Here is a 20,621-nt window from a genome sequence, read left to right as displayed (position 1 = left end):
CTGAATGTCATCAGAGTTTAAACCCTATTCCGGTAGTGAACACCGTAGAGTTGATGAACATTTATGTTTTTCTTCTTCTGGGCAGTAAGCATTGTCACTGCAGCCAGCATTAAAAATAAGACAGAAACGAATTTCCTCATTACAACCTCCGGAAGAAGCTTCCTAATTCAATTATTTCTCATCGGACTGCATTAATCAAAAAAAAAAGACTGCCTCAGTTGAGACAGTCTTCATTATACCGGGATAAATTCCGGTAGTATTTACAAAAGGTACTTAAAGAGCCTTTTCCAGAACCCGGTTCAGCCTCTTGGCAAAAGCATGTGGATCTTTCAGAGGAGCCCCTTCGGCCAGAATAGCCTGATCCAACAGAAGATGACTCACGTCTTCAAGAAGAGTCATGTCTGAAGAATCCTGCAGCTGTTTGACAATGGCATGGTCCGGATTCACTTCCAAAATAGGTTTGATCTCGGGCATTTCAGTCTGACCCATGGCCTTGAGCATCTGCTGCATCTGGGCAGTGGGATCATTCTCATCGGCTACGATACAGCTGGGAGATTCATGAAGACGACTGGATGCTACAACATCCTTAACTTCTTCACCCAGAGCATCTTTGATTTTTTTCAGAAGAGGTTCAACGGATTTTTCTTTCTCTTTGTCCTCGTCTGTTTTCAGATCGTCAGCAGAACCGCTCTTATTGACGCCCTTCATCTCTTTTTCTTTGTATGAGCCCATCATGGGAGCAACAATTTCATCGATCTCATCATCCATGATCAGAACTTCGATTCCCTTCTTCTTATATGCTTCCAGGAGGGGAGAGTTTCTTAAGGTACCTTCATTATCACCGGTGATGAAGTATATGGATTTCTGATCTTCTGTCATGCGGTCAACATAAGCCGCCAGACTCGTCCAGCCTTCCACCGATGTGGACTTATAGCGTACCAACTCCATTAGATCATCTTTATTGGCATAATCGGAGTAGATTCCTTCCTTGAGAGGACGGTTATACTGCTCGATAAAATTTTTGTATTCTTCTTCCTTGTCGGAAAGCTTTTTCAGCTCGGAAAGAATCTTTTTTACAGAGGCATTTCTAATGCTGGCAAGGACTTTATTCTTCTGAAGAATTTCACGGCTGACATTGAGAGGGAGGTCTTCGGAGTCGATAACACCTCTGATGAATCTCAGGTAGGTGGGGAGAAGCTCTTTGTCATCATCGGTGATAAACACACGGCGTACATAGAGTTTCACACCGGGTTTATAATCGGCCTGATACATATCGAAGGGTGCTTTTTTGGGAATAAAAAACAGGGTTGTGTATTCCAGAGTACCCTCGGCGCGAGTATGAATTCTGTGAAGAGGATCGTCCATATCGTTTGAGATAGATTTGAAGAATTCATTGTATTCCTCATCCTTGATCTCTTTTGTTGAACGTTTCCAAAGAGCGGAGGCAGCGTTGATCTGCTCGATCTTGTCTTCTTTGACCTCTTTCTTATCGTCCCCTTCTCCCTCATAACTGCTTGATTCATAGTGCAGAAAAATAGGGAAGGCGATGTGGTTGGAATACTTCTTAATGATCTGTTCAAGATCATAACGGTTGGCATACTCTTTACCGGTATCATTCAGATGAAGGATAACGGAAGTACCATTTCCTTCTTCTCTTTCAGCAGAATCCAGGGAAAATCCCTCTCTTCCGTCACTGCTCCATTTCCAGGCAGAATCTTCACCGGCTTTTCTTGAAATTACATCGACCTTGTCGGCAACCATAAATATAGAGTAGAAACCTACACCGAATTGTCCAATGAGGTTGGAATCTTTTCTATCGTCACCGGAAATCTGACTCAGAAAGTTCTTGGTTCCTGAACGGGCGATGGTACCAAGAGAGTCCACCAGATCCTGTTCGCTCATACCGATTCCATTATCTTTAATGGTCAGGGTCTTTTTATCATTTTTGTCAATTATGATATCAACACGGGGATCAAATTCCAGATTCTTAAAAGCATCATCGGTGAGAGTCAGATATTTCAATTTGTCTAAAGCATCTGATGAGTTTGAAATCAGTTCTCTCAGAAAGATTTCACTATGAGAGTAAAGTGAGTGAATCAGAAGATCCAGCAGCTGATTCACTTCGGTTTTAAATTTTCTTTTCGACACGAACATGTCTCCTTGTCACAATAAATAAAATGAGTTTTTTCCATCCCGCCACAGAATTAAGGCAGAAATAGTTTCTATGGAGTATAAAGTAATAAGTTTCTGCTCGACAGGCAATAATGACTTTGACTTCTATGTGAGAATTCGGCTGGGGATTTCAGATAAAATTACAAAAAGGTACGAATTTTCAGGATTTTCAAGAAAATAATTAAATAATGAACTATTATTAAGTATGAATCACTTTCATTCCTGCGGGGAAGGTAATCTATTATCGGTGAGGAAATACGGTTAGGGGCAACTGATTTTCCTTATGCTCAGGCATAAAAACATCGAATAGAAAGTCTTCCCCTCTCATTTTATAATCAGCTATTTATCAGCAAGTATCTCTTCAGCAAGTTGACGGGTCTTTCTTATGAATCCCGACTCTGTATCAGCTACATGAATCACTCCGTCCCGAAGGATACTGGATATCATCAATGAATCATCAACCTTCATAATCTGCTTTATGGCAAGAAGTGTATTATAAACAAGAGCATCTGAAATATAGGCTTCTTTCTTTCCAGTCAAAATCAGGTAAAATGCAGCATTCATTTTTTTATTACCCATTCCCAGCTGGCCACATGAGGTAACGGCAGTAGAAAGGACATATGTAATAGGCTCATTCAATATCACTGTAACCAAAGATTCGACAGCACCGGGATGATCTGTTTCACCAAGAACTCTTACCGCTTCATTACGGACCTGACTGTGATCATTATCAATATGAAAACTGTCGATACTGATATTAACAATCCCTTCACAGGCAAGGAAGGTCAATATACTCAATACACCATCACCATCCTCGCTGCTCATCATTCCTTTGGCAATCATGTTTTCAAGGCTGTGTACAGCTTCCAGCTTCTGGTTGGGATCCCGCGATTCCGCCATTGTTCTGATTATAGAAAGACTGACAGAATTATCTGTTGCAGTCAGTAAAACCGTTGAGACAAGGAATAGTAAAATTGAACAGTATAATATTTTTGACTTCACTACCTAATCATCGACATTACAATCCTTTAGAACAAGGCTCATTGTAATAAAAAATATGTAAATATTAAGAATGAGACAGTGGAGAAATCATAAAAGCACAAATTTACGGCTTTTGTAATTTTCCGGTTATTCCAGGTATTTCCCCTGAGACTTTTTATACATACCTGGAGTAATTCCGTAGCTTTTCTTAAAAAGCTTTAGGAAATTCTCATAAACCTGAAAGCCGGAGGAATAGGCTGCCTGTTTGATTGAAAATCCCTCTTCCAAAAATTTCCTGGCCTCCTTCAAGCGCCTTGCCCGAAGATGCTGAGCAATACCAATCCCGGTTCCCTCCTTAAAAAGTCTGGATGCATAACTCCGCTCCAAATGAACATAATCGGCCACATCTCCGGCGTTAATGGGGGTCTGAAAATAATTGTCGATATAGTTACGCATCATCACCACATGAGGAGCCCGGGAAGTTTCTCGGGATGTTGGAAATTGCTCATTGTGACTCTTCAGAAGATCCGCCATGATTCTAAAAGCCAGGGCATAGTCTTCCATCTCCCGGGAAGCTGAGGACTCTTCACTTCCCATAATCATTTCCTCATAAAGATGAAATATGGATTCAACTCTTTCTGTCTTTAATATAGGCCGTTCGCTGTTGATTCCGATCTTCTCCAGATAAGGAGCAAATGAGCGATCCAATCCCAGCCAGAAATAGTGCCATGGTTCCCTGGAATCAGCCCTGTAAAGATGATGTTGATCAGGGAAAATAACAAAGCAGTCCCCACTTTCCAACAGCCAAGACCGGCGATCTGTTTGAAAACGACCCTTGCCACGATACACGATATGAAACAGCAGGTAGGGTCGGTATCCACCATATTCATGGGAGGGGACACATCTCTCATCGCCGTAAAAAAGGAGCTGCATTTGAGGAGCATCATTGAGAAAATGGAAAAGTCGATTGCTTCGCATAACCATTTTTTACTGTATATTTACTAATTTTGCCATAATAAAACAACAAATTAACAGTATTCAACTGAAAAAATAGACCATACAATCAATATACAAACGAGGAAAATCAAAACACAAAGAAGAGGTATGAATATGGCAAACATCGTAATTGTCGGCGCCGGAAGCCTGGTTTTCTCCAGTCGGCTCACAGCTGATATATTGAGTTATCCGGAACTGCAGAGTTGTAATTTTAAACTTGTGGATACGGACCCCATTCGTCTGAAATATGCCCAAGAAATCGTAGAAAGGATCTTCAAGGAGGGGAAATATAGTAAAGCAACTGTATCCTCCTATGCTAACAGATCAGAGGCCTTGAAAGATGCCGATTATGTGATTATCAGCATACTTGTCGGAGGTTATGAAGCAATAGAGAAAGAGATCGATATTCCCGCCAAATACGGAATTGACCAGTGCATCGGTGATACCTTGACCCCGGGTGGGATTATGCGCTGTGCAAGAACCCTCCCGATACTGGAGAGTATGGCAAGGGATATTAAGAAAATATGTCCGGAAGCTGTTGTTCTGAACTACACCAATCCCATGGGTATGCTTTCAAAAGGATTTATTGAGGAGGCCCCGGAAATACAGTATGTAGGTCTCTGCCATTCCGTACAGAGTACAGCCGATAAATGGGCAAAGCGCCTGGAAATTCCTCTGGAAGAGATCAACTTCAAGTGTGCCGGAATCAATCATGAGGCCTGGTTTACCAAATTTGAACATAACGGCAGGGATCTCCTCCCTCGAATCAGGGAACTGGCCGTCAAACCGGAAATATGGTATGGCGACTCAGCTCGTATGGAATATGTAAAACACCTTGGTTACCCTGTCACCGAATCCAGCGGGCATGTCTCCGAATATAATTCCTGGTTCCGGAAAGATGCAGAAACAGTAAAACGATATTGCCCGGGAGAGTATTCTGAATGGAATGGCGGCCATGGTTTCATCAAGACCCTCTACGATAGACCGGACTGGAAAAAACAGATGCAGAAGATGGCCGATTGGGAAGATCCTATCGACCTGAAAAGAAGCCGTGAATATGGTTCCCAGATAATCCATGCCATAGAAACCGGCGAAGATACGGTAATATATGGAAATGTTATGAACGACGGCCTTATTGAGAATCTGCCCTATGACGGCGTCGTGGAAGTCCCCTGCCTTATTAATAAGAATGGTATTCAACCCCTTCATGTCGGGAGCCTTCCTCCTCATCTTGCTGCGATCAACCGAATGCAGATGAGTGTTCAGGAACTCGCGGTCCTGGCAACACAGAACGGTGATGCAGAGCAGTTATTCCAGGCCATGACAATGGATCCTCTGACAGCCATGAGCTGTACCCTTGACCAGATCCGTGGCATGACCCGTGAACTGATGGAAGCCCATAAAAAATGGACGCCCTGTATGAATGGTGCAATCCCTGAAGACAAACCGCTTGTATATGAGATGGAACCTGAAGCTGAGGTGGGAACGCACACCGACCCTGCAAAGGCCAATCAGTAAAAAGTGCTTGAGGAAAGGATGAGAGTTCTCTACTCAGGCAATTCATCTCATGATTTCTATTTTATACATAGGGGATCAACAGCCGGAATACACTGTTCCAGGAATAGGAGCAGTGTATTCCCAGGCTGGTAATTCCTGGAATTGACAAGTAGGAGTTCTCTGCTATGATAAAAAAAATGGAAAACGTATTAATCATTGTCCCCACCGGCCCTGGAGCTGCAGAAATCCTTAAATCAGACCTTCAGGAATATTGGTGGGCCTGAAAAACTGGGTACAGAAGAGCTTGAGAAACCGGCTTTTTCTGACAATTTCCCTGGTCAGCACAATCCTGCTGTTCACACAGGGAACTTCACTTCTATTAACCTCAAGCAATTCCATCGAAAACCTGGTTCTCAGCGAAGCCGCCACAACCCTGAACCTGGTCAGACAAAATCTAAATTCCCAGTTTGAACAAATGTCCTACGTAATTAAGGACCTGGAAACAGACGAAGAGTTTATAGAAAAACTTAAGGATATCGATACAAATGGACACGATTTAACCAATACTCTACTGCGGTATATCAGTAGAAGGGTGGGGCTTATGTCCATTACAATGCTTCCAATTGAGAAGGGAATTCTTTCCACAACCTATACCTACGACATAAAAGAAAAGGAAATTCGGGAGAGTCATTGGTATCGGCAGGTTATTGAGACCGGAACTCCACTTTTAATTTATATGGATGTCAGGGATTTCAGCTCTCTGACTCTCCCTGATCAGACAGAAGATGATACAAAGGGAAAAAGGGAGCAAAGGACTCAGTACATCACTCTGGTTCATCCTCTGAGCGACCGTAGCGGTAAGTTTCAGGCCATGATTCTGGTATCTCTCGACTATTTTACTATTTTTGAAAATATCATCCTTCATATTCCCAGCGATGAAAACCGTCAGCTTTATCTTTACAACAAAAATGGAGACATACTCTTCCCGTTTATACACAAGGGGCCTTCACTGAACAAGGATGAGTTGCTCTCCTTTCAGAATGAAGGTCATGTCGCCAGGTCCATAGGAAAAAAAGAGTACTGGTATGTCTATTCAGCATCTAAAGATGGAATACTTCTTTTAGAAGAAATTCTCAAATCCGAACTTATGGCTCCGGTCAACAGGCATAGACAATTTTTCATCTTCAGCCTGATAATCTCTCTACTGATCACTCTGTTTGTCAGTTCACTTCTCTCTTCACGGATTACCAGGCCTATTAAGAGACTGGAAAAGGAGATGCATCGCTTTGAGGATAAGCAGTTCAGTCTCTCAGTTCCTGAAGAACAGTCCGATGAAGTGGGAGCTCTGGAGCGCTCATTTAATCATATGATGACAAGGATGCAGGATTACCAGCAGCGTCTTTTAAGGAACCAGGAGGAGAAGAGGAGTGCCGAACTGAAGGCTCTTCAAGCTCAGATTAAGCCCCATTTTCTCTACAACACCCTTGATTCTATAAAATGGATGGCCCTGATTAAAGGAAATGATGGAATTGTTGAGATGGTCAGTGCATTGACCAGCCTCTTGAAAAACAATATCAATCAACATGAAGAGATGATCCCTCTGAGTCAGGAAATGGATAATATCCAAAAATTCATGACTATACAGAATTTCCGATTTCCTGAGAAATATGATCTGACTATAAGCATTGAGCAGGATTGTGCCTCCCTCCCTGTACCGAAACTTATTATCCAGCCTCTGGTTGAGAATGCCCTTCTTTATGCCTTTACAGATGAGAAAGGCTGTGTTGATATCTGCTGTAGAAAACAGGACAAAGGCTTCATCTGTATGGTTGCTGACAACGGACGGGGATTTGACAAAGATATTCTCCGGGCCTGGGAAGAAGGGAGCACCATCCCCAGTAAAGGAAATGGAGTATCTCTTCAGAATATCCGAAACCGTCTTCGACTGCACTACGGTGAATCCTCCGTATTGAAACTGGAAAACACAGAGAGCGGTGGACTCTGTACAATTATTATTGAAGGAGAACGCTTATGATCCGTGTCATGCTGGTGGATGATGAATTATTGGTCCGAATGGGCATTAAGATGCTGGTTGACTGGGAAGCGGAAGGCTTTTTCCTGGCCGGTGAAGCGGCAAACGGCAGAGAGGCTTTGGATATATGGCAGACGATTCAACCCGATATCATTATTACAGATATTCTGATGCCCGAGAAAAATGGGATTGAACTGATGAAAGATTTAAGGGAGCAGAACTATAGCGGTCTCATTGCGATTCTCAGTAATCATGATGATTTCGATTATACAAGGGAGGCCATGAGAAATGGAGCCTGCGACTATATTCTTAAATCTGATCTGAACAAAGATAATTTTCGGCAGTTTCTACTGTCGGTCAGCGAAAAACTGGAGAACAGACTGCACCAGAGTATCCAGGACCGGAACCCCCTCCTTCTGCAGAATAGTCTGAAGGAATTCATTTTTGCCCCATCCTCAAAATCAAGAGAAAGGAAATCACTGTGTTTACCCGAAGGGTATGAAGATCTCTCCTATCGAGTCTCAATCCTTCAGATCAAAGATGCCAATACTGACAGTCACCAAAAATACAAAATATATCAGCTGGCAACAGGGATTCTCACTCCGGATAAAGTCTTCTTTTACGATGGAAGCCAGGAAAGTATGCACTGGATTCTCCTTTTTTATGGTAATTCGGATGAATTGTATGATGATTTAATCAGACTGAAATTCAGACAGCTGCAGAGTGCTCTGAAGACCTACATCCACACCAGCGTATTCATAGCAGTAGGAGAGATAACAAAGGATCCAAACTATCTCTACATGGGTTATCAAAAAGTTAAAAACATTCTCTGGCAGAGCTTTTTTCATACGACTCAGATCTGCTGCTTTCAGAAAGATCCAACTCTGCAATCCCGGAAAGATGAGAATGTAGAGTCATTCTATAACGATACAGAAAAGCTCCTTGCACCCGCACACAGCCGGGAAGAAATAGAACTCAGACTGAATAATCTTTTTGAAGAAATTCTCAGACGGAAGGATGCCTCATTGTTAAAATATCTGGCTCTAAGAGCTGCAGATGTCATAAATCAGAAACATACAAAGAGAGCCGTGGAAAACCCTGAATTTAACCCCTCCCCTTTTCAGACCGAAACACTATGGAAACACGGCTCTCCAGAAGAATTAAAAGAGCTGCTCCTCGAAAATCTATCAGCCCTGAACAGCCGTGGCAATGACCTGCCCATTGCCCTGATAAGCAGAACACTTTCCTATCTGGACGACCATCTGGCCTCACCCCTAACCCTCTCGGAGGTAGCCGAACATACGGGTTTAAGCAGAACCTATTTCAGCAGCTGGTTCAAAGATAAAACAGAGGAAAAATTCAGCGACTATCTGAGCAAAAGAAGAATAGAAAGGGCAAAAGACCTATTAATACACCACCCGGAATACCGCATATACGAAATTGCTTCACTTGCCGGGTTTCAGAATGAAAAATATTTCAGCCGCATATTTAAGACCATGACATCAGTCAGCCCACGGGATTATCGGAACAGAATACACGAAATCATAATATAAGAAACCATATTACTTTCTCATTGCAAATACAACAGAACTGTTGTGTCCCTTTTCATATAAATTCCTATCTATTGCATTGGTAATACTGCTCTTACAATAAAGCTACAATATTAAGGAGGTTGTTTTTAATGAAAAAAACAGCATTTATTCTACTTTCCCTACTACTAAGTGTTTCGTTGTGGGCCAATGGACAGCAGGAGGCCAAAACCGACGGATCTCAGACTATCAGCTATGCATTCTGGGATAAAAACCAGGAGCCCGGCATGAAAGCAATGGCCGATGCATTTATGGCTGAAAATCCCGACATCACCGTAGAACTCCAGGTATCCAGCTGGAGTGATTACTGGACAAAACTTGAGGCTGCAACCCTCGGTGGAAACATGCCCGATGTTTTCTGGATGCATGTCACTCGTTTTTATAAGTATGCCGATGCAGGAAAATTGATGCCATTGAGCGACCGGATTAAATCAGCCGGTCTGGATATGAGCAAATACCCTGCAGGTGTTACAGAATTATATACAATTGGAGACGAACACTACGGAGTTCCCAAAGACTTCGACACCATCGGTCTTGTCTATAATAAAGAAATATTCGATGCCGCCGGCATAACCTATCCCGATGCCAGCTGGGACTGGAATAAAATGGTTGAAGTAGCTCAGAAGCTGACAGATGCAGAGAACGGAGTCTATGGATATGCAGCAGCAGTCGACAGACAGGAAGTATACTATAACTATATCCTCCAGAATAATGGAACCATTATCGACTACGAGAAAAACCGCTCCGGTTTTGACAGTCCTGAGACTATTGCTGCCATACAGCATCTTTATGACATGATTCATAAGTACAAAATATCTCCCACAGTTCAGCAGATGGCCGATACCAAGCCCAATGCCATGTTCTCATCCGGCAAACTGGCCATGTATTTCACCGGAGCCTGGAATGTTACCTGGCTGACAAAAAATGAGATAACATCACAGATTGCCGATCTGGCAGTACTCCCCATGGGTAAAAGAAGAGCCACTGTCTATAACGGTCTTGCCAACTCAGTTGCCGCAGACAGTCAGGCTCCCGATGCCGCCTGGAGATTTGTTGAATATCTGGGAAGCAAGGAAGCTCAGCTGATCAGTGCTGCCGAAGGTTCTGCAATTCCCGCATATGAAGGAACCCAGAAACCCTGGATCGATTACAACAAAGACTTCAACCTGAATGCCTTTGTTGAACAGCTGGGAGATGGATTTGTCTACCCATTCAGTAAAAAATCACCCCAGTATCTCCAGTTCGAAAAAGAGACCATGGTCAAAATCATGAATAATGAAATCGGTGTCAAAGAAGGCTGTCGTGTCATAGCCAACAGAGTCAACGAAGTACTCAGCGACTGATAGGATTTCTTCAAGAATCAATTTTACCCCGGGAGTATTTGCTCCCGGGAATTTCTGACAGGAACTTTACTCCATGAATAAAAAAATGAAGCGCCGTCTGAGTAACATCGGATGGGGCTATTTTATGATATTACCCACAGTCATCGGGCTGGTAATTCTGAACCTATGGCCAATGATACAATCGTTCTACCTGAGTCTCTGCAGTTCAGGAGACTTTGGGCAGTTCAAATGGGAGGGCCTGGGCAATTACTATGAATTGATCAGTGATCCCGATTTCTGGCTGTCCATGAGGAACACAGTTCTCTTTACCCTCTATACTGTCCCCCTGGGAGTGTTTTTTTCTCTGATAACAGCTCAGTTTCTTAATACGGGAATCAAGGCTCGAAGTCTGTTCCGAACCCTGTTTTTCATTCCCGTCGTTTCCGCTCCGGCAGCCGTAGCCATGATCTGGCGCTGGATCTATAACGCCGATTATGGGATTCTGAACCAGCTTTTAGGAATGGTCTATATACAAGGTCCTTCCTGGAACACAGATCCCGCCTGGTCTCTCATCTCCATAGCCGCCATAGCCATCTGGTCGTCTGTCGGTTATAACATGATTATTCTGCTGGCAGGTCTTCAGGGAATTCCGAAAATGTACTACGAAGCCTCTACAATTGATGGTGCCAGCCCCCTGCGAAGCTACTTCAGCATAACCCTTCCTCTGCTGACTCCCTCTATTTTCTTTGTTGTCATCACCAGTGTAATCAACGGTCTGAAACAGTTCGACCTGATCTATATGATGTTTGAATCCAATAACTCCAACCCGGCCTATCCCGGCACCAGAACCCTGGTTCGCTACTATTATCAGAAAGGGTTCGAACTGATGGACAAAGCCTATGCTTCATCTGTCATTATGGGTCTTTTGATAGTAATTATGATCGTCACCTGGATTCAATTCCGGGGACAGAAGAGATGGGTACATTATGGAGACTAGAAAACCCCTTATGAAAGAGAGAACAACAAATCATTTGATCATTTATATCCTGCTGGGATTGGGTGCCTTTACCATGATCGCTCCTTTTCTCTGGATGTTCCTGACATCCGTAAAGACTCTTGGTGAATCCATCCAGGTCCCTCCTCGCGTTATGCCGGAGATTTTTCAATGGGGAAACTATAAGGAGGTAACCCACCTCCTACCCTTCGGTCTTCTATTCCGGAATACAGCAGCCATGATAATCGGTCGTCTGATTCCTGTCATGATTTTCAGCTCCATGGCAGCCTACGGATTTTCAAGACTGAAATTCCCCGGAAGAGACCTGATGTTCTCCCTGGTTCTGATACAGATGATGGTACCACCACAGATTTTCCTGATACCTCAGTATCTGATCGCCATCAATTTGGGTTGGCTCGATTCTATTCCGGGCCTGATCCTTCCCGGTTTCGTCAGTGCCTTTGGAACTTTTCTTCTCAGGCAATTTTTTCTGAGTATTCCAAATGATCTGGAGGAGGCAGCAATAATAGATGGCTGCAATCCTTTCCGGATCTACTGGAAAATCATGCTCCCTCTCAGTGGTAACGCATTAGTCTCCCTGAGTATTTTCACTGCTCTTTTTGCATGGAAAGAACTGATGTGGCCTCTGATTGTGAACACAAAAACAGAGATGTTCACTCTTTCTGCTGGTTTAGCCAATCTTCAGGGACAGTTTTTCACTGACTATCCTGTAATGATGGCCGGTGCAACTATCGCCATCTGGCCTATGATTCTTCTTTTCATAGTCTTTCAGAAACAGTTTGTAAAAGGAATTGCTTCCACAGGGATCAAGGGCTGAGGACAGGGGTGTGGCAGAAAAAACTGTCCACACCCCCCTTTTCATTTAATATATTAAATGAAAAAACAATTATACTGATTATTTATCAAATCACGATCTAAAGAGATAATCTTGCATATTCTTACAATTTCATGAATAATTTCACTATGGATGACCCCGACCCTTATTTATATAATTCAACTCTTTTTGGAACTCTGAACCTCCAGCCGCTTCAGACGGCACATGCAGAAGGTTTTACGGTTCTATGATTTCACAAATATCACTGTTGATCTTCCTCCTTATGATGTCGGCTCTGTTTTCATCAACAGAGACAGCCTTCACATCATTATCTCTTTTCCAGATACATGAGATTGAGAAAACAAAAGGCAAGCGTGGACGGCGAGTCACCAAACTTACAAAAAAACCTAATGTGCTGCTCACAACTCTGTTAATAGGTAACAACCTTGCAAATATCGGAGCTACAGCACTCGCCACATCTCTGACAATCAGCATCTTCGGATCACAGTTTATCGGTTTTATGACAGGAATACTGACCCTTTTCGTCCTGATATTCGGTGAAGTAACCCCCAAACAGATCGCCCTGGCCAAAAATGAGAGCATATGTCTTAGAATGGCCCGTCCCGTTCATATATTGAGCTTTATCTTCCGTCCCGTCATATGGGCAATTTCCGGGATCAGCTCTCTTATCACACGCCTCTTTGCCGGGCAGGTGAAAAAGTCATTTACCCTGGACAATCTCCTGCAGATGGTCTCTCTGGGTGAAAACATGGGAATTGTAGAGAGCTATGAAAAACAGATGGTCAAGAACGTTTTCCGCATCAACGATACACCGGTTAAGGGGATAACCACCTACAGAACCGAAGTATTCTGTCTGGATAAGGAATCAGCAATAGAGGATATTCTGGATGAGCTTCTGGAAAAAGATTTCTCCAGAGTCCCTGTCTACAATGATAATCCGGAACATATTGTGGGAATAGTCTGGATTAAAGATATCCTGAAAGCTCTGGCCGCCGGAGAAAAAGGACTGCGTCTGAAAGATAACATGCACGAACCCTTTTATATTCCCGAAACAAAAATGGTTCATGACCTTTTTCATCAGTTCAAGGAAGAGAAAATCAATCTGGCTGTCGTTCTTGATGAGTACGGCGGCTTGACTGGTATTGTGACTATGGAAGATGTGATCGAAGAGATCTTCGGTGAACTCTATGATGAAAACGAAGAGACCGAAACTGATAAGATTCTAACTGGTGATAATAATGAATGGATCATCCAGGGAGATACATCATTTTATGATCTCTATGATCACCTCGGCCTGGATCTTGAACATGACATCAAGACTCTGACCATCAGCGGCTACCTTACCGAAAAGCTGGGAGTGATTCCAATCGAAGGAACGGAAGCTGTTCTGCCGGAAGGTCGCTATACTGTCTCAAAAGTCACCAACAATAAGATTGAAGAGATCCGTTTTAAGAAATCTGGGAAAAGTTAAAACAGCTCAAGCTGTGAACCCTTCTCTCTTTTTTCACTTTGCGAACGGCTGTAGGACCTTCGGGGTCCTCCAACCACAGAGGCTACCGTCCTGCCGCCGAACTCCGCCGAGTGGCGCCTGTCCCAGTCCATAACCTGTTCAGCATCGACTTCAATATTTCCAAGAGATTCTATCCGGAGCTGAAGCTGATGCAGACGCTTGAGACTGTCCCTCTTTTCACTCTCAGCCACCCGGCTCCTTGAAACCGAACGTCCCAGATATTGCAGGGTCTCATCATAAACCTTGAGAGGAACAGGAAAGGGGTGGCCATCTTTGCCGCCGTGAGCAAAGGAGAACCTGGCGGGATCATCAAAACGGCATGGTTTGCCGTAGAGAACCTCACTCACCAGAGCCAGTGACCTCAATGTCCTGGGACCAAGCCCCTGGATCATCAGAAGATCCGAGAAATTCACAGCTCCGGACTCACCGGCGGCAGCAAGTACGGCTCCCAGCCTTTTGGGGTCGATATCCTCCGGCCTGACATCATGACGGGAGGGCATCAGAAGCTGTCTGAGTTCTCCGGTCTGAACTGAATGGGATTGTCTGCTGAAATCAAGAATGGCATTGTGGGCCTCTGCGGATCGGCTGTCACTCAGGTTGATAAGCTCACCCTGATTCCTACCGGACACCGCCGCCTGAGGATCCAGAACAAAAGACTTTATCCTGGGAGAGTGCCAGTGATAGCGTCTGGCCATGCCACTCTCCTTGTTCATGCCCTGCTGTACAACAGCCCAATGCCCTTCTCTTGTTAATATGAAATTATGAAGATAGATCTGAAAACCATCCTGAAGACAGCTGTTATCCACTTTGGCACTGAGACGGGAAGAGCGGATAAGATCATCCGCATCAAGACCTTCCCGTCCGGATATATCGATGATTTCATTCGGAGTTGCCCGGGAATAACGTCCCCGCCCTCCACAGACATAGATCCCCAGTTCATGAGAGAGAGGATTCAGACCTCTTTTCAAAGCTCCCATAACCGAAGTTGTGATACCGGATGAGTGCCAGTCCATTCCCATGACACAGCCCAGAGACTGAAACCAGAAAGGATCACTCAGCCGGGTCAAAAAAGCATCGGCCCCCTGTTCCTCCACAAGGATGCGTACAACTTCCCGCCCGAGTCGGGCCATCCTTTCGGACAGCCAGCGGGGTACTGTTCCATTGTGCAGTGGCAGATCTGCCGTGCCGCTTTTCATACTTCCTATTGTACAGAGACTCTGATTGAATCGTCTACCTTATCACGCAGGCCGTTCTCGATAAAATTAAGAGTTCCGGTCAAGGCGGAGCTGCAGCTCATACAGGCACCCTTATAGGTAATAGCAATAACTGTTGTCCCTTCATCTCCATCCCGAATATCCAGGATTTCAACATCTCCGCCGTCCTTGTGAAGGAGGGGTTTGACTTCGGCATCAAAATAGTTCTCGATCAGACGCATCTTCTGAAAGGGTGATCGGGTTGTAAAAGGTTCCTCAACAATCCGAACCTTCTCCATATCCATCTGAGCCCTTGTCTCTTTGAGAATATCCACAAGATAATATTTTTTCTGTTCATGACCGCCGGGTTTGATACAAGACTTACAGAAGGCTCCCGCCTTTGTATAATCTGTAATCTCTTCAACAGTCTTCAGATCATTAATTCTGATAACTTCCTGAATTGTCTTGAGAGTAACACGAGCACATTCACAGACCATTTCATCATCATCCAGGATTCCTTTCTCGACACCCTTGAAGATTGCTGCTGCCTGCTTGATTACATCGTAGGCCATTACGGAACAATGCATTTTCTGAGGGGGAACAGCCGGAGTATCCGGATCATCCCTCAGAGCCTTTTCCACATCTATGTTGGTAATCTGAATAGCTTCATCTACAGTCTTTCCAAGACATAACTCAACCATCATGTCACTGGAAGCAATGGCTGTACCGCATCCGAAACTCTTGAAGCTTGCTTTCACAATAACATCAGTTTTCTTGTCTACGGCCCAATACAGGCGAACCGCATCACCACAGGATTCGGCACCCCAGTCTGCAACAACCAGTCGGGCACCCAGGGTCTCGGCTTCTTTCTCGGTAATTTGACCCTGATAAACAGGATTATCCATTCTGTCTGCTACCTTGTTAGAGTAATTATCCCAGAGAGAACCTCCAAGCAGATCATTCTTAGCCATATAACTTATCTCCTAATACTAGCAAAGCCGGTTTACGGCTTTGGTGATTTTATTGTTTTGGCCTAAGGGCCTACATAGGTACTTGAAATGTCTCTGAGCCTCTGTACCGTCTTATATATAATTTCAATTGCGCTGTTAATTTCCTCTTCCGTTGTAAAACGGGAAAGAGAGAAACGAACTCCCGTATGAGATAGATTATTATCCATATCCATTGCCTGAAATGTGGCATCCGCTTCAAGTTCTTCTGAGGAACAGGCGCTTCCGGTTGAGGCTGCTACTCCGTTTTTATTTAGATCCCAGAGAAAAGCCTCTCCTTCAATCCCCTTGAAACTGGCCAGAATGGTATTGGGTGTTCTATATTTTCTCTCACCGATAATCATGGTGTCTGGTAATGCAAGAATAGCATCTTCCAGCTTATCTCTGAGTTTTCGGACTTCCTTATCGTAATAATCGATATGCTGAACAGCCAGCTCCATTGCCAGTCCCATTCCCACCATAAATGGAACATTTACAGTACCCGCTCTCTTTTTACCCATCTGCTCTCCACCGTGAAGCAGAGCTGTGTTGGGAGCGGCAGATCGGACATACAGTCCGCCCACACCTATAGGTCCATGAAATTTATGGGCAGAGAATGTCATATAATCAACAGGAACTTCCTGAAGGTTTATAGGGAGCTTTCCAAAAGCCTGTACTGCATCGGTATGAAACAGTACACCATGCTCTTTCGTATATTCCGCCATCTCTTTTATAGGATTGATAAGGCCAGTCTCATTATTGGCCCACATGATTGAGACCAGAGATGTTTTTCTGGGAACCAGATTGGCTTTAAGACTCTCAAGAGTGACAAGGCCATCAGAGTTAACCGGGAGATAGGTGATCTCTACACCATGCTCTTTCTCAAGATACTGGCATGTATGAAGAATACTGGGATGCTCAATCTGTGATGTAATAATATGACAGGGTTCTCCCTTGGCTATTGCATCAAGAAATGCACCCTTGAGAACTGTGTTATTACCTTCTGTGGCACATCCATTTATAATAATATCATCTTCATCCGCTGCTCCGACAGCACTATACATGCGGTCCAGAGCAATACTCATGGCAGGATGGGTTTCCGTACCAAAGCGGTGAAGAGAATTCGGGTTTCCGTACATCTGACAGAAAAAGGGATCCATTGACTGTTTTACCAGAGGATCCACAACTGTTGTGGCATTGCTGTCGAGATAGATTCTTTCCATTGAATACTCCTGTTAGACAAATATAATTAATTTTCAGCAATAAGAAAACAGCTTTCCACCCCGATAGTCTAGTAAAAGCATAGGGATTGATACTTTTTTCTTGCTATGGAGTGTCTGGGTTAGTATATTCCAGAACATATATACATCATGAACGAAACATCCTAAATGAGACCCGGAGGAAGAATGGAAAGGGAAAAATTTAAATACGAGCATAGAGAACTGCTTGCACCAATGCTGCAGGATATAAAAATACCCCTTTCAGAATATTGTTTTGCCAATCTTTATTTTTTTAGAAACACCCATAAATATGAAGTTTTAAAAAGCGGTGAATTCTATTTTCTTTCAGGGTTGAGCTACGATAAACTGCGCTACCTGATGCCCCTGAAGGATCTTCGGTATTCAGAAGAATATACAAACGAGCTTGTACGTATAGGAAAAGAGGAAGACTACGATATGATCTTCCCCGTTCCCGAAGAGTGGCTCCCTTCACTGGAAAAATGGAATTTCTATCATGATCACCTTGAACAGGACTCTGACTACTTATATACAACAGAAAAAATGCAGCACTACCCAGGAAGAAAGCTTCATAAGAAGAGGAACCTCCTCAAACAGTACCAGAACCTGTATGTACCCCATGTAGAAGAGCTCCGGGATGACAACATTCAGCAGCCTCTGGATCTTCTGGACTCCTGGCAGGAAAGCTCCACACAGGAGATGGGAGATTCAGATTACTACCAGTGCAGGGAAGCCCTTGAAAAAAGAAAACAATTCCGCCTGAAGGGCGCCATTTTCTATGCAGATTGTGAACCTTCAGGATTTATGCTTGGAGAAGAGATCAGCCCTGATATATTTACAATTCACTTTGCCAAGGGAGATGTAAACTACAAGGGAATCTATCAATTTATGTTCAACCGTTATGCAGAACACTTTTGCAGGGGATTCAAAGAGATAAACCTTGAGCAGGATCTTGGAATTGAGGGCCTCCGAAAAACAAAACGTTCCTACCTTCCCGACAGGATGGCTCTTAAATACAGAATCCACTTTAAACAGACTGAACCTTCTGTCCAGGAAACTGAGCTGGAAAGTCCCCGGGATTAGTCAAATCCATCCTAATAAAGGATTTTGCCCCAGCAGCCTCATTGATTCTGACTGCCCAGAAATGATACATTCCTTTCTATGGAAAAGATGAAAAGAACCGCAACCTGCGGCAGTCTCAGAGCCTCTGATGATGGAAAGACCGTAATCCTCAATGGATGGGTCCATAGAAACCGCGATCACGGCGGTATCCACTTTATTAACCTTAGAGACAGATATGGTGAAACTCAGATCGTGGTAGATGAAGATGTTCCCGCCCCGTTGGCGGAACTGGCAGGCAGCCTGAAATTTGAATACTGTGTTGCCATAGAAGGGCTTGTCAGAAAAAGACCCGACTCAATGATAAATCCCGATATGCCCACCGGTGAAATTGAGATATCAGTAAAGAATATTGAAGTTCTCAATACAAGTCTCACTCTCCCCTTTATGGTGGAAGATGAAACTGATTCCAATGAAACCGCACGCCTGAAATACCGCTACCTGGACTTGAGATCCAAGGGTATGCAGAACAGAATTATTCTGAGAAACAAGGTGACATACGCTCTCAGGGAATATCTCCAGAAAGATGATTTTCTCGAGATTGAAACACCCACACTGATTAAATCCACCCCCGAAGGGGCCAGAGACTTCCTGGTTCCCTCCAGACTCCATGCGGGAAAATTCTTTGCCCTGCCCCAGTCTCCTCAGCTGTACAAACAGCTTCTGATGGTTTCAGGATTTGATAAATACTTCCAGGTGGCCCGCTGCTACCGTGATGAAGATGCCAGGGGTGACAGACAGCTTGAATTCACCCAGATCGATATAGAGATGAGCTTCGTATCCAAGGATGACATCTTTGCCGTCGCCGAAGGAATGATGGGTCACATCTTCAAGGAAGCACTGAACACTGAGCTGCCTGTCAGCTTTGAACGTCTCCCCTACGATGATGCCATGAATCTCTATGGAAGCGATAAACCAGACCTCCGTTTCGGACTGGCTTTTCAGGATTTCGCATCCTTTGTTCCCGGCAGTGAGTTCTCAGTATTTAAATCTGTTCTGGAGTCCGACGGTGTGGTCAAGGCCATGGTTGTTCCCGGTGCGGCAGCTGATTATTCACGTAAAAAAATCTCTGATCTCGAAGAAACTGCAAAAACATTCGGCGCCAAAGGTCTGGCCTGGATGAAGGTAACTGCAGAAGGTCTGGACGGGGGAATCTCAAAGTTCTTCACAGCCCAGGCTGATGAGATAAAAAAAGGTTTGGGAGCCTCCGAGGGAGACCTGATTCTCCTGATGGCTGCGAACTGGAAGACTGCCTGTAATTCACTGGGAGCCGTACGGTCAAGACTCGGAAAGGATCTCAGTTTAATTGACGAGAGTCAGTTCAAATTTGTCTGGATTGTAGACTTTCCTCTTTTTGAATACAACGAAGAAGATCAGGCATGGGAACCGGCTCACCATATGTTCTCCATGCCTCAGGATCAGTACCTGGACACATTTGAAACCGATCCCGGCCCCGTAAAGGGAGACCTATACGACCTGGTTCTCAATGGATACGAACTTGCTTCGGGATCTATCAGAGTCCACGATCCAGAGCTGCAGCAGAAGATCTTCAATGTGGTCGGCTTTCCCAAAGAGATTGCCGAAGAGCGTTTTGGATTCCTTCTGGAGTCCTTCCGCTATGGTGCGCCCCCTCATGGAGGAATTGCCGCCGGTCTGGACCGCCTTGTAATGATCATGGCTGGTAAGAGCTCCATCAAGGAAGTTATCCCCTTCCCGAAAAACAGTGCAGGAATGTCTCCCATGGATGACAGCCCCGCCATTGTAGATACCGATCAGCTTCAGGATCTGCACCTGCAGGTTATTATGCCTCCGGAAGAAGATTAAGCACCGGAGTATGGTTCCAGCCGTACTCTGCTTTAAACATAAAGACTTATAAATATTAAAGGGGCTGTTGCAAAAGTCTAATTAGACTAAAGCGACAGCCCTTTTCTTTTTCAAAACAATTATTCGAAAGTCTTTAAATGTAAAAAGGGGCCGCAAAGCGACCCCATCGTGCTACAATTTGTTTAACTACAAACAATTAAAAGGAGCACGAATTGAATCTTACCTCATTTTCACAATATCAGCAATTATCCCTGGATCTAAACATTTCAATTCCATTCGAAGTCACTGATCACGAAGCAGCTCTACTAATAC

Annotated in this window: 16 protein-coding genes; 9 read left to right on the top strand and 7 right to left on the bottom strand. The window is 44.1% G+C overall.

The annotated features are described in order from the left end of the window. Positions 1 to 17 precede the first annotated feature (17 nt). The 4 genes from DV872_RS27105 to DV872_RS06965 form a co-directional block, all read right to left on the bottom strand. Positions 18 to 140 (bottom strand): hypothetical protein, encoded by a 123-nt coding sequence (locus DV872_RS27105; RefSeq protein ID WP_255525815.1) that lies wholly within the window; start codon positions 138 to 140, stop codon positions 18 to 20. 133 nt (positions 141 to 273) lie between these two features. Further along, positions 274 to 2,148 (bottom strand): molecular chaperone HtpG, encoded by a 1,875-nt coding sequence (htpG, locus tag DV872_RS06975; protein WP_114629145.1) that lies wholly within the window; start codon positions 2,146 to 2,148, stop codon positions 274 to 276. Positions 2,149 to 2,511: 363 nt separating this feature from the next. Further along, positions 2,512 to 3,072, bottom strand: coding sequence for a HEAT repeat domain-containing protein (locus DV872_RS06970; protein ID WP_147283118.1), 561 nt, complete (start codon positions 3,070 to 3,072; stop codon positions 2,512 to 2,514). A 228-nt stretch (positions 3,073 to 3,300) separates the two neighbouring features. Beyond that, positions 3,301 to 4,131, bottom strand: coding sequence for an AraC family transcriptional regulator (locus tag DV872_RS06965; RefSeq protein WP_158546869.1), 831 nt, complete (start codon positions 4,129 to 4,131; stop codon positions 3,301 to 3,303). Positions 4,132 to 4,263: 132 nt separating this feature from the next. Between DV872_RS06965 and melA the strand changes: the two genes are divergently transcribed. The 7 genes from melA to DV872_RS06930 all read left to right on the top strand — a co-directional run bounded on the left by melA (position 4,264) and on the right by DV872_RS06930 (position 13,910). Next, entirely contained in the window at positions 4,264 to 5,667 is a 1,404-nt protein-coding gene (gene melA / locus DV872_RS06960; RefSeq protein WP_158546868.1) for an alpha-galactosidase, read from the top strand. Between the two features lie 253 nt (positions 5,668 to 5,920). Beyond that, positions 5,921 to 7,681 (top strand): sensor histidine kinase, encoded by a 1,761-nt coding sequence (locus DV872_RS06955; protein WP_147283117.1) that lies wholly within the window; start codon positions 5,921 to 5,923, stop codon positions 7,679 to 7,681. Beyond that, entirely contained in the window at positions 7,678 to 9,231 is a 1,554-nt protein-coding gene (locus DV872_RS06950) for a response regulator (protein WP_114629140.1), read from the top strand. The genes DV872_RS06955 and DV872_RS06950 overlap by 4 nt, the downstream gene beginning before the upstream one ends. A gap of 128 nt (positions 9,232 to 9,359) precedes the next feature. Then, positions 9,360 to 10,610, top strand: coding sequence for a sugar ABC transporter substrate-binding protein (locus DV872_RS06945; RefSeq protein ID WP_114629139.1), 1,251 nt, complete (start codon positions 9,360 to 9,362; stop codon positions 10,608 to 10,610). A 73-nt stretch (positions 10,611 to 10,683) separates the two neighbouring features. Beyond that, on the top strand, positions 10,684 to 11,586 hold the full coding sequence (locus DV872_RS06940; RefSeq protein WP_114629138.1) for a carbohydrate ABC transporter permease: 903 nt from the start codon (positions 10,684 to 10,686) through the stop codon (positions 11,584 to 11,586). Further along, the gene (locus DV872_RS06935) at positions 11,576 to 12,421 is read left to right on the top strand and encodes a carbohydrate ABC transporter permease (protein WP_230391475.1); all 846 of its coding nucleotides are present in this window, start codon (positions 11,576 to 11,578) and stop codon (positions 12,419 to 12,421) included. Before DV872_RS06940 ends, DV872_RS06935 begins: the two co-directional genes overlap by 11 nt. A gap of 244 nt (positions 12,422 to 12,665) precedes the next feature. After that, positions 12,666 to 13,910, top strand: a complete 1,245-nt coding sequence (locus DV872_RS06930) for a hemolysin family protein (RefSeq protein WP_114629136.1) — start codon at positions 12,666 to 12,668, stop codon at positions 13,908 to 13,910. Here DV872_RS06930 and DV872_RS06925 read toward each other — a convergent pair. The 3 genes from DV872_RS06925 to DV872_RS06915 form a co-directional block, all read right to left on the bottom strand. Then, positions 13,907 to 15,145: a DUF763 domain-containing protein gene (locus DV872_RS06925; protein ID WP_114629135.1), complete on the bottom strand. Its 1,239-nt coding sequence runs from the start codon at positions 15,143 to 15,145 to the stop codon at positions 13,907 to 13,909. The genes DV872_RS06930 and DV872_RS06925 overlap by 4 nt on opposite strands. A gap of 5 nt (positions 15,146 to 15,150) precedes the next feature. Next, positions 15,151 to 16,113 (bottom strand): iron-sulfur cluster assembly scaffold protein, encoded by a 963-nt coding sequence (locus DV872_RS06920; RefSeq protein WP_114629134.1) that lies wholly within the window; start codon positions 16,111 to 16,113, stop codon positions 15,151 to 15,153. A 62-nt stretch (positions 16,114 to 16,175) separates the two neighbouring features. Further along, on the bottom strand, positions 16,176 to 17,351 hold the full coding sequence (locus tag DV872_RS06915) for an aminotransferase class V-fold PLP-dependent enzyme (protein ID WP_114629133.1): 1,176 nt from the start codon (positions 17,349 to 17,351) through the stop codon (positions 16,176 to 16,178). Positions 17,352 to 17,534: 183 nt separating this feature from the next. On the opposite strand from DV872_RS06915, the gene DV872_RS06910 reads away from it, so the two are divergent. Together DV872_RS06910 and aspS are read left to right on the top strand one after the other, a co-directional pair. Next, positions 17,535 to 18,449, top strand: a complete 915-nt coding sequence (locus tag DV872_RS06910; RefSeq protein ID WP_158546867.1) for a DUF2156 domain-containing protein — start codon at positions 17,535 to 17,537, stop codon at positions 18,447 to 18,449. Between the two features lie 78 nt (positions 18,450 to 18,527). Beyond that, the gene (gene aspS, locus DV872_RS06905) at positions 18,528 to 20,309 is read left to right on the top strand and encodes an aspartate--tRNA ligase (RefSeq protein WP_114629131.1); all 1,782 of its coding nucleotides are present in this window, start codon (positions 18,528 to 18,530) and stop codon (positions 20,307 to 20,309) included. The last annotated feature ends 312 nt before the right edge of the window (positions 20,310 to 20,621 follow it).

The organism is Oceanispirochaeta sp. M1, assembly GCF_003346715.1.
Taxonomy (GTDB): domain Bacteria; phylum Spirochaetota; class Spirochaetia; order DSM-2461; family DSM-2461; genus Oceanispirochaeta.
The sequence above is the reverse complement of the archived record's forward strand: the minus strand, read 5'-3'. Positions and strand labels throughout refer to the sequence as shown.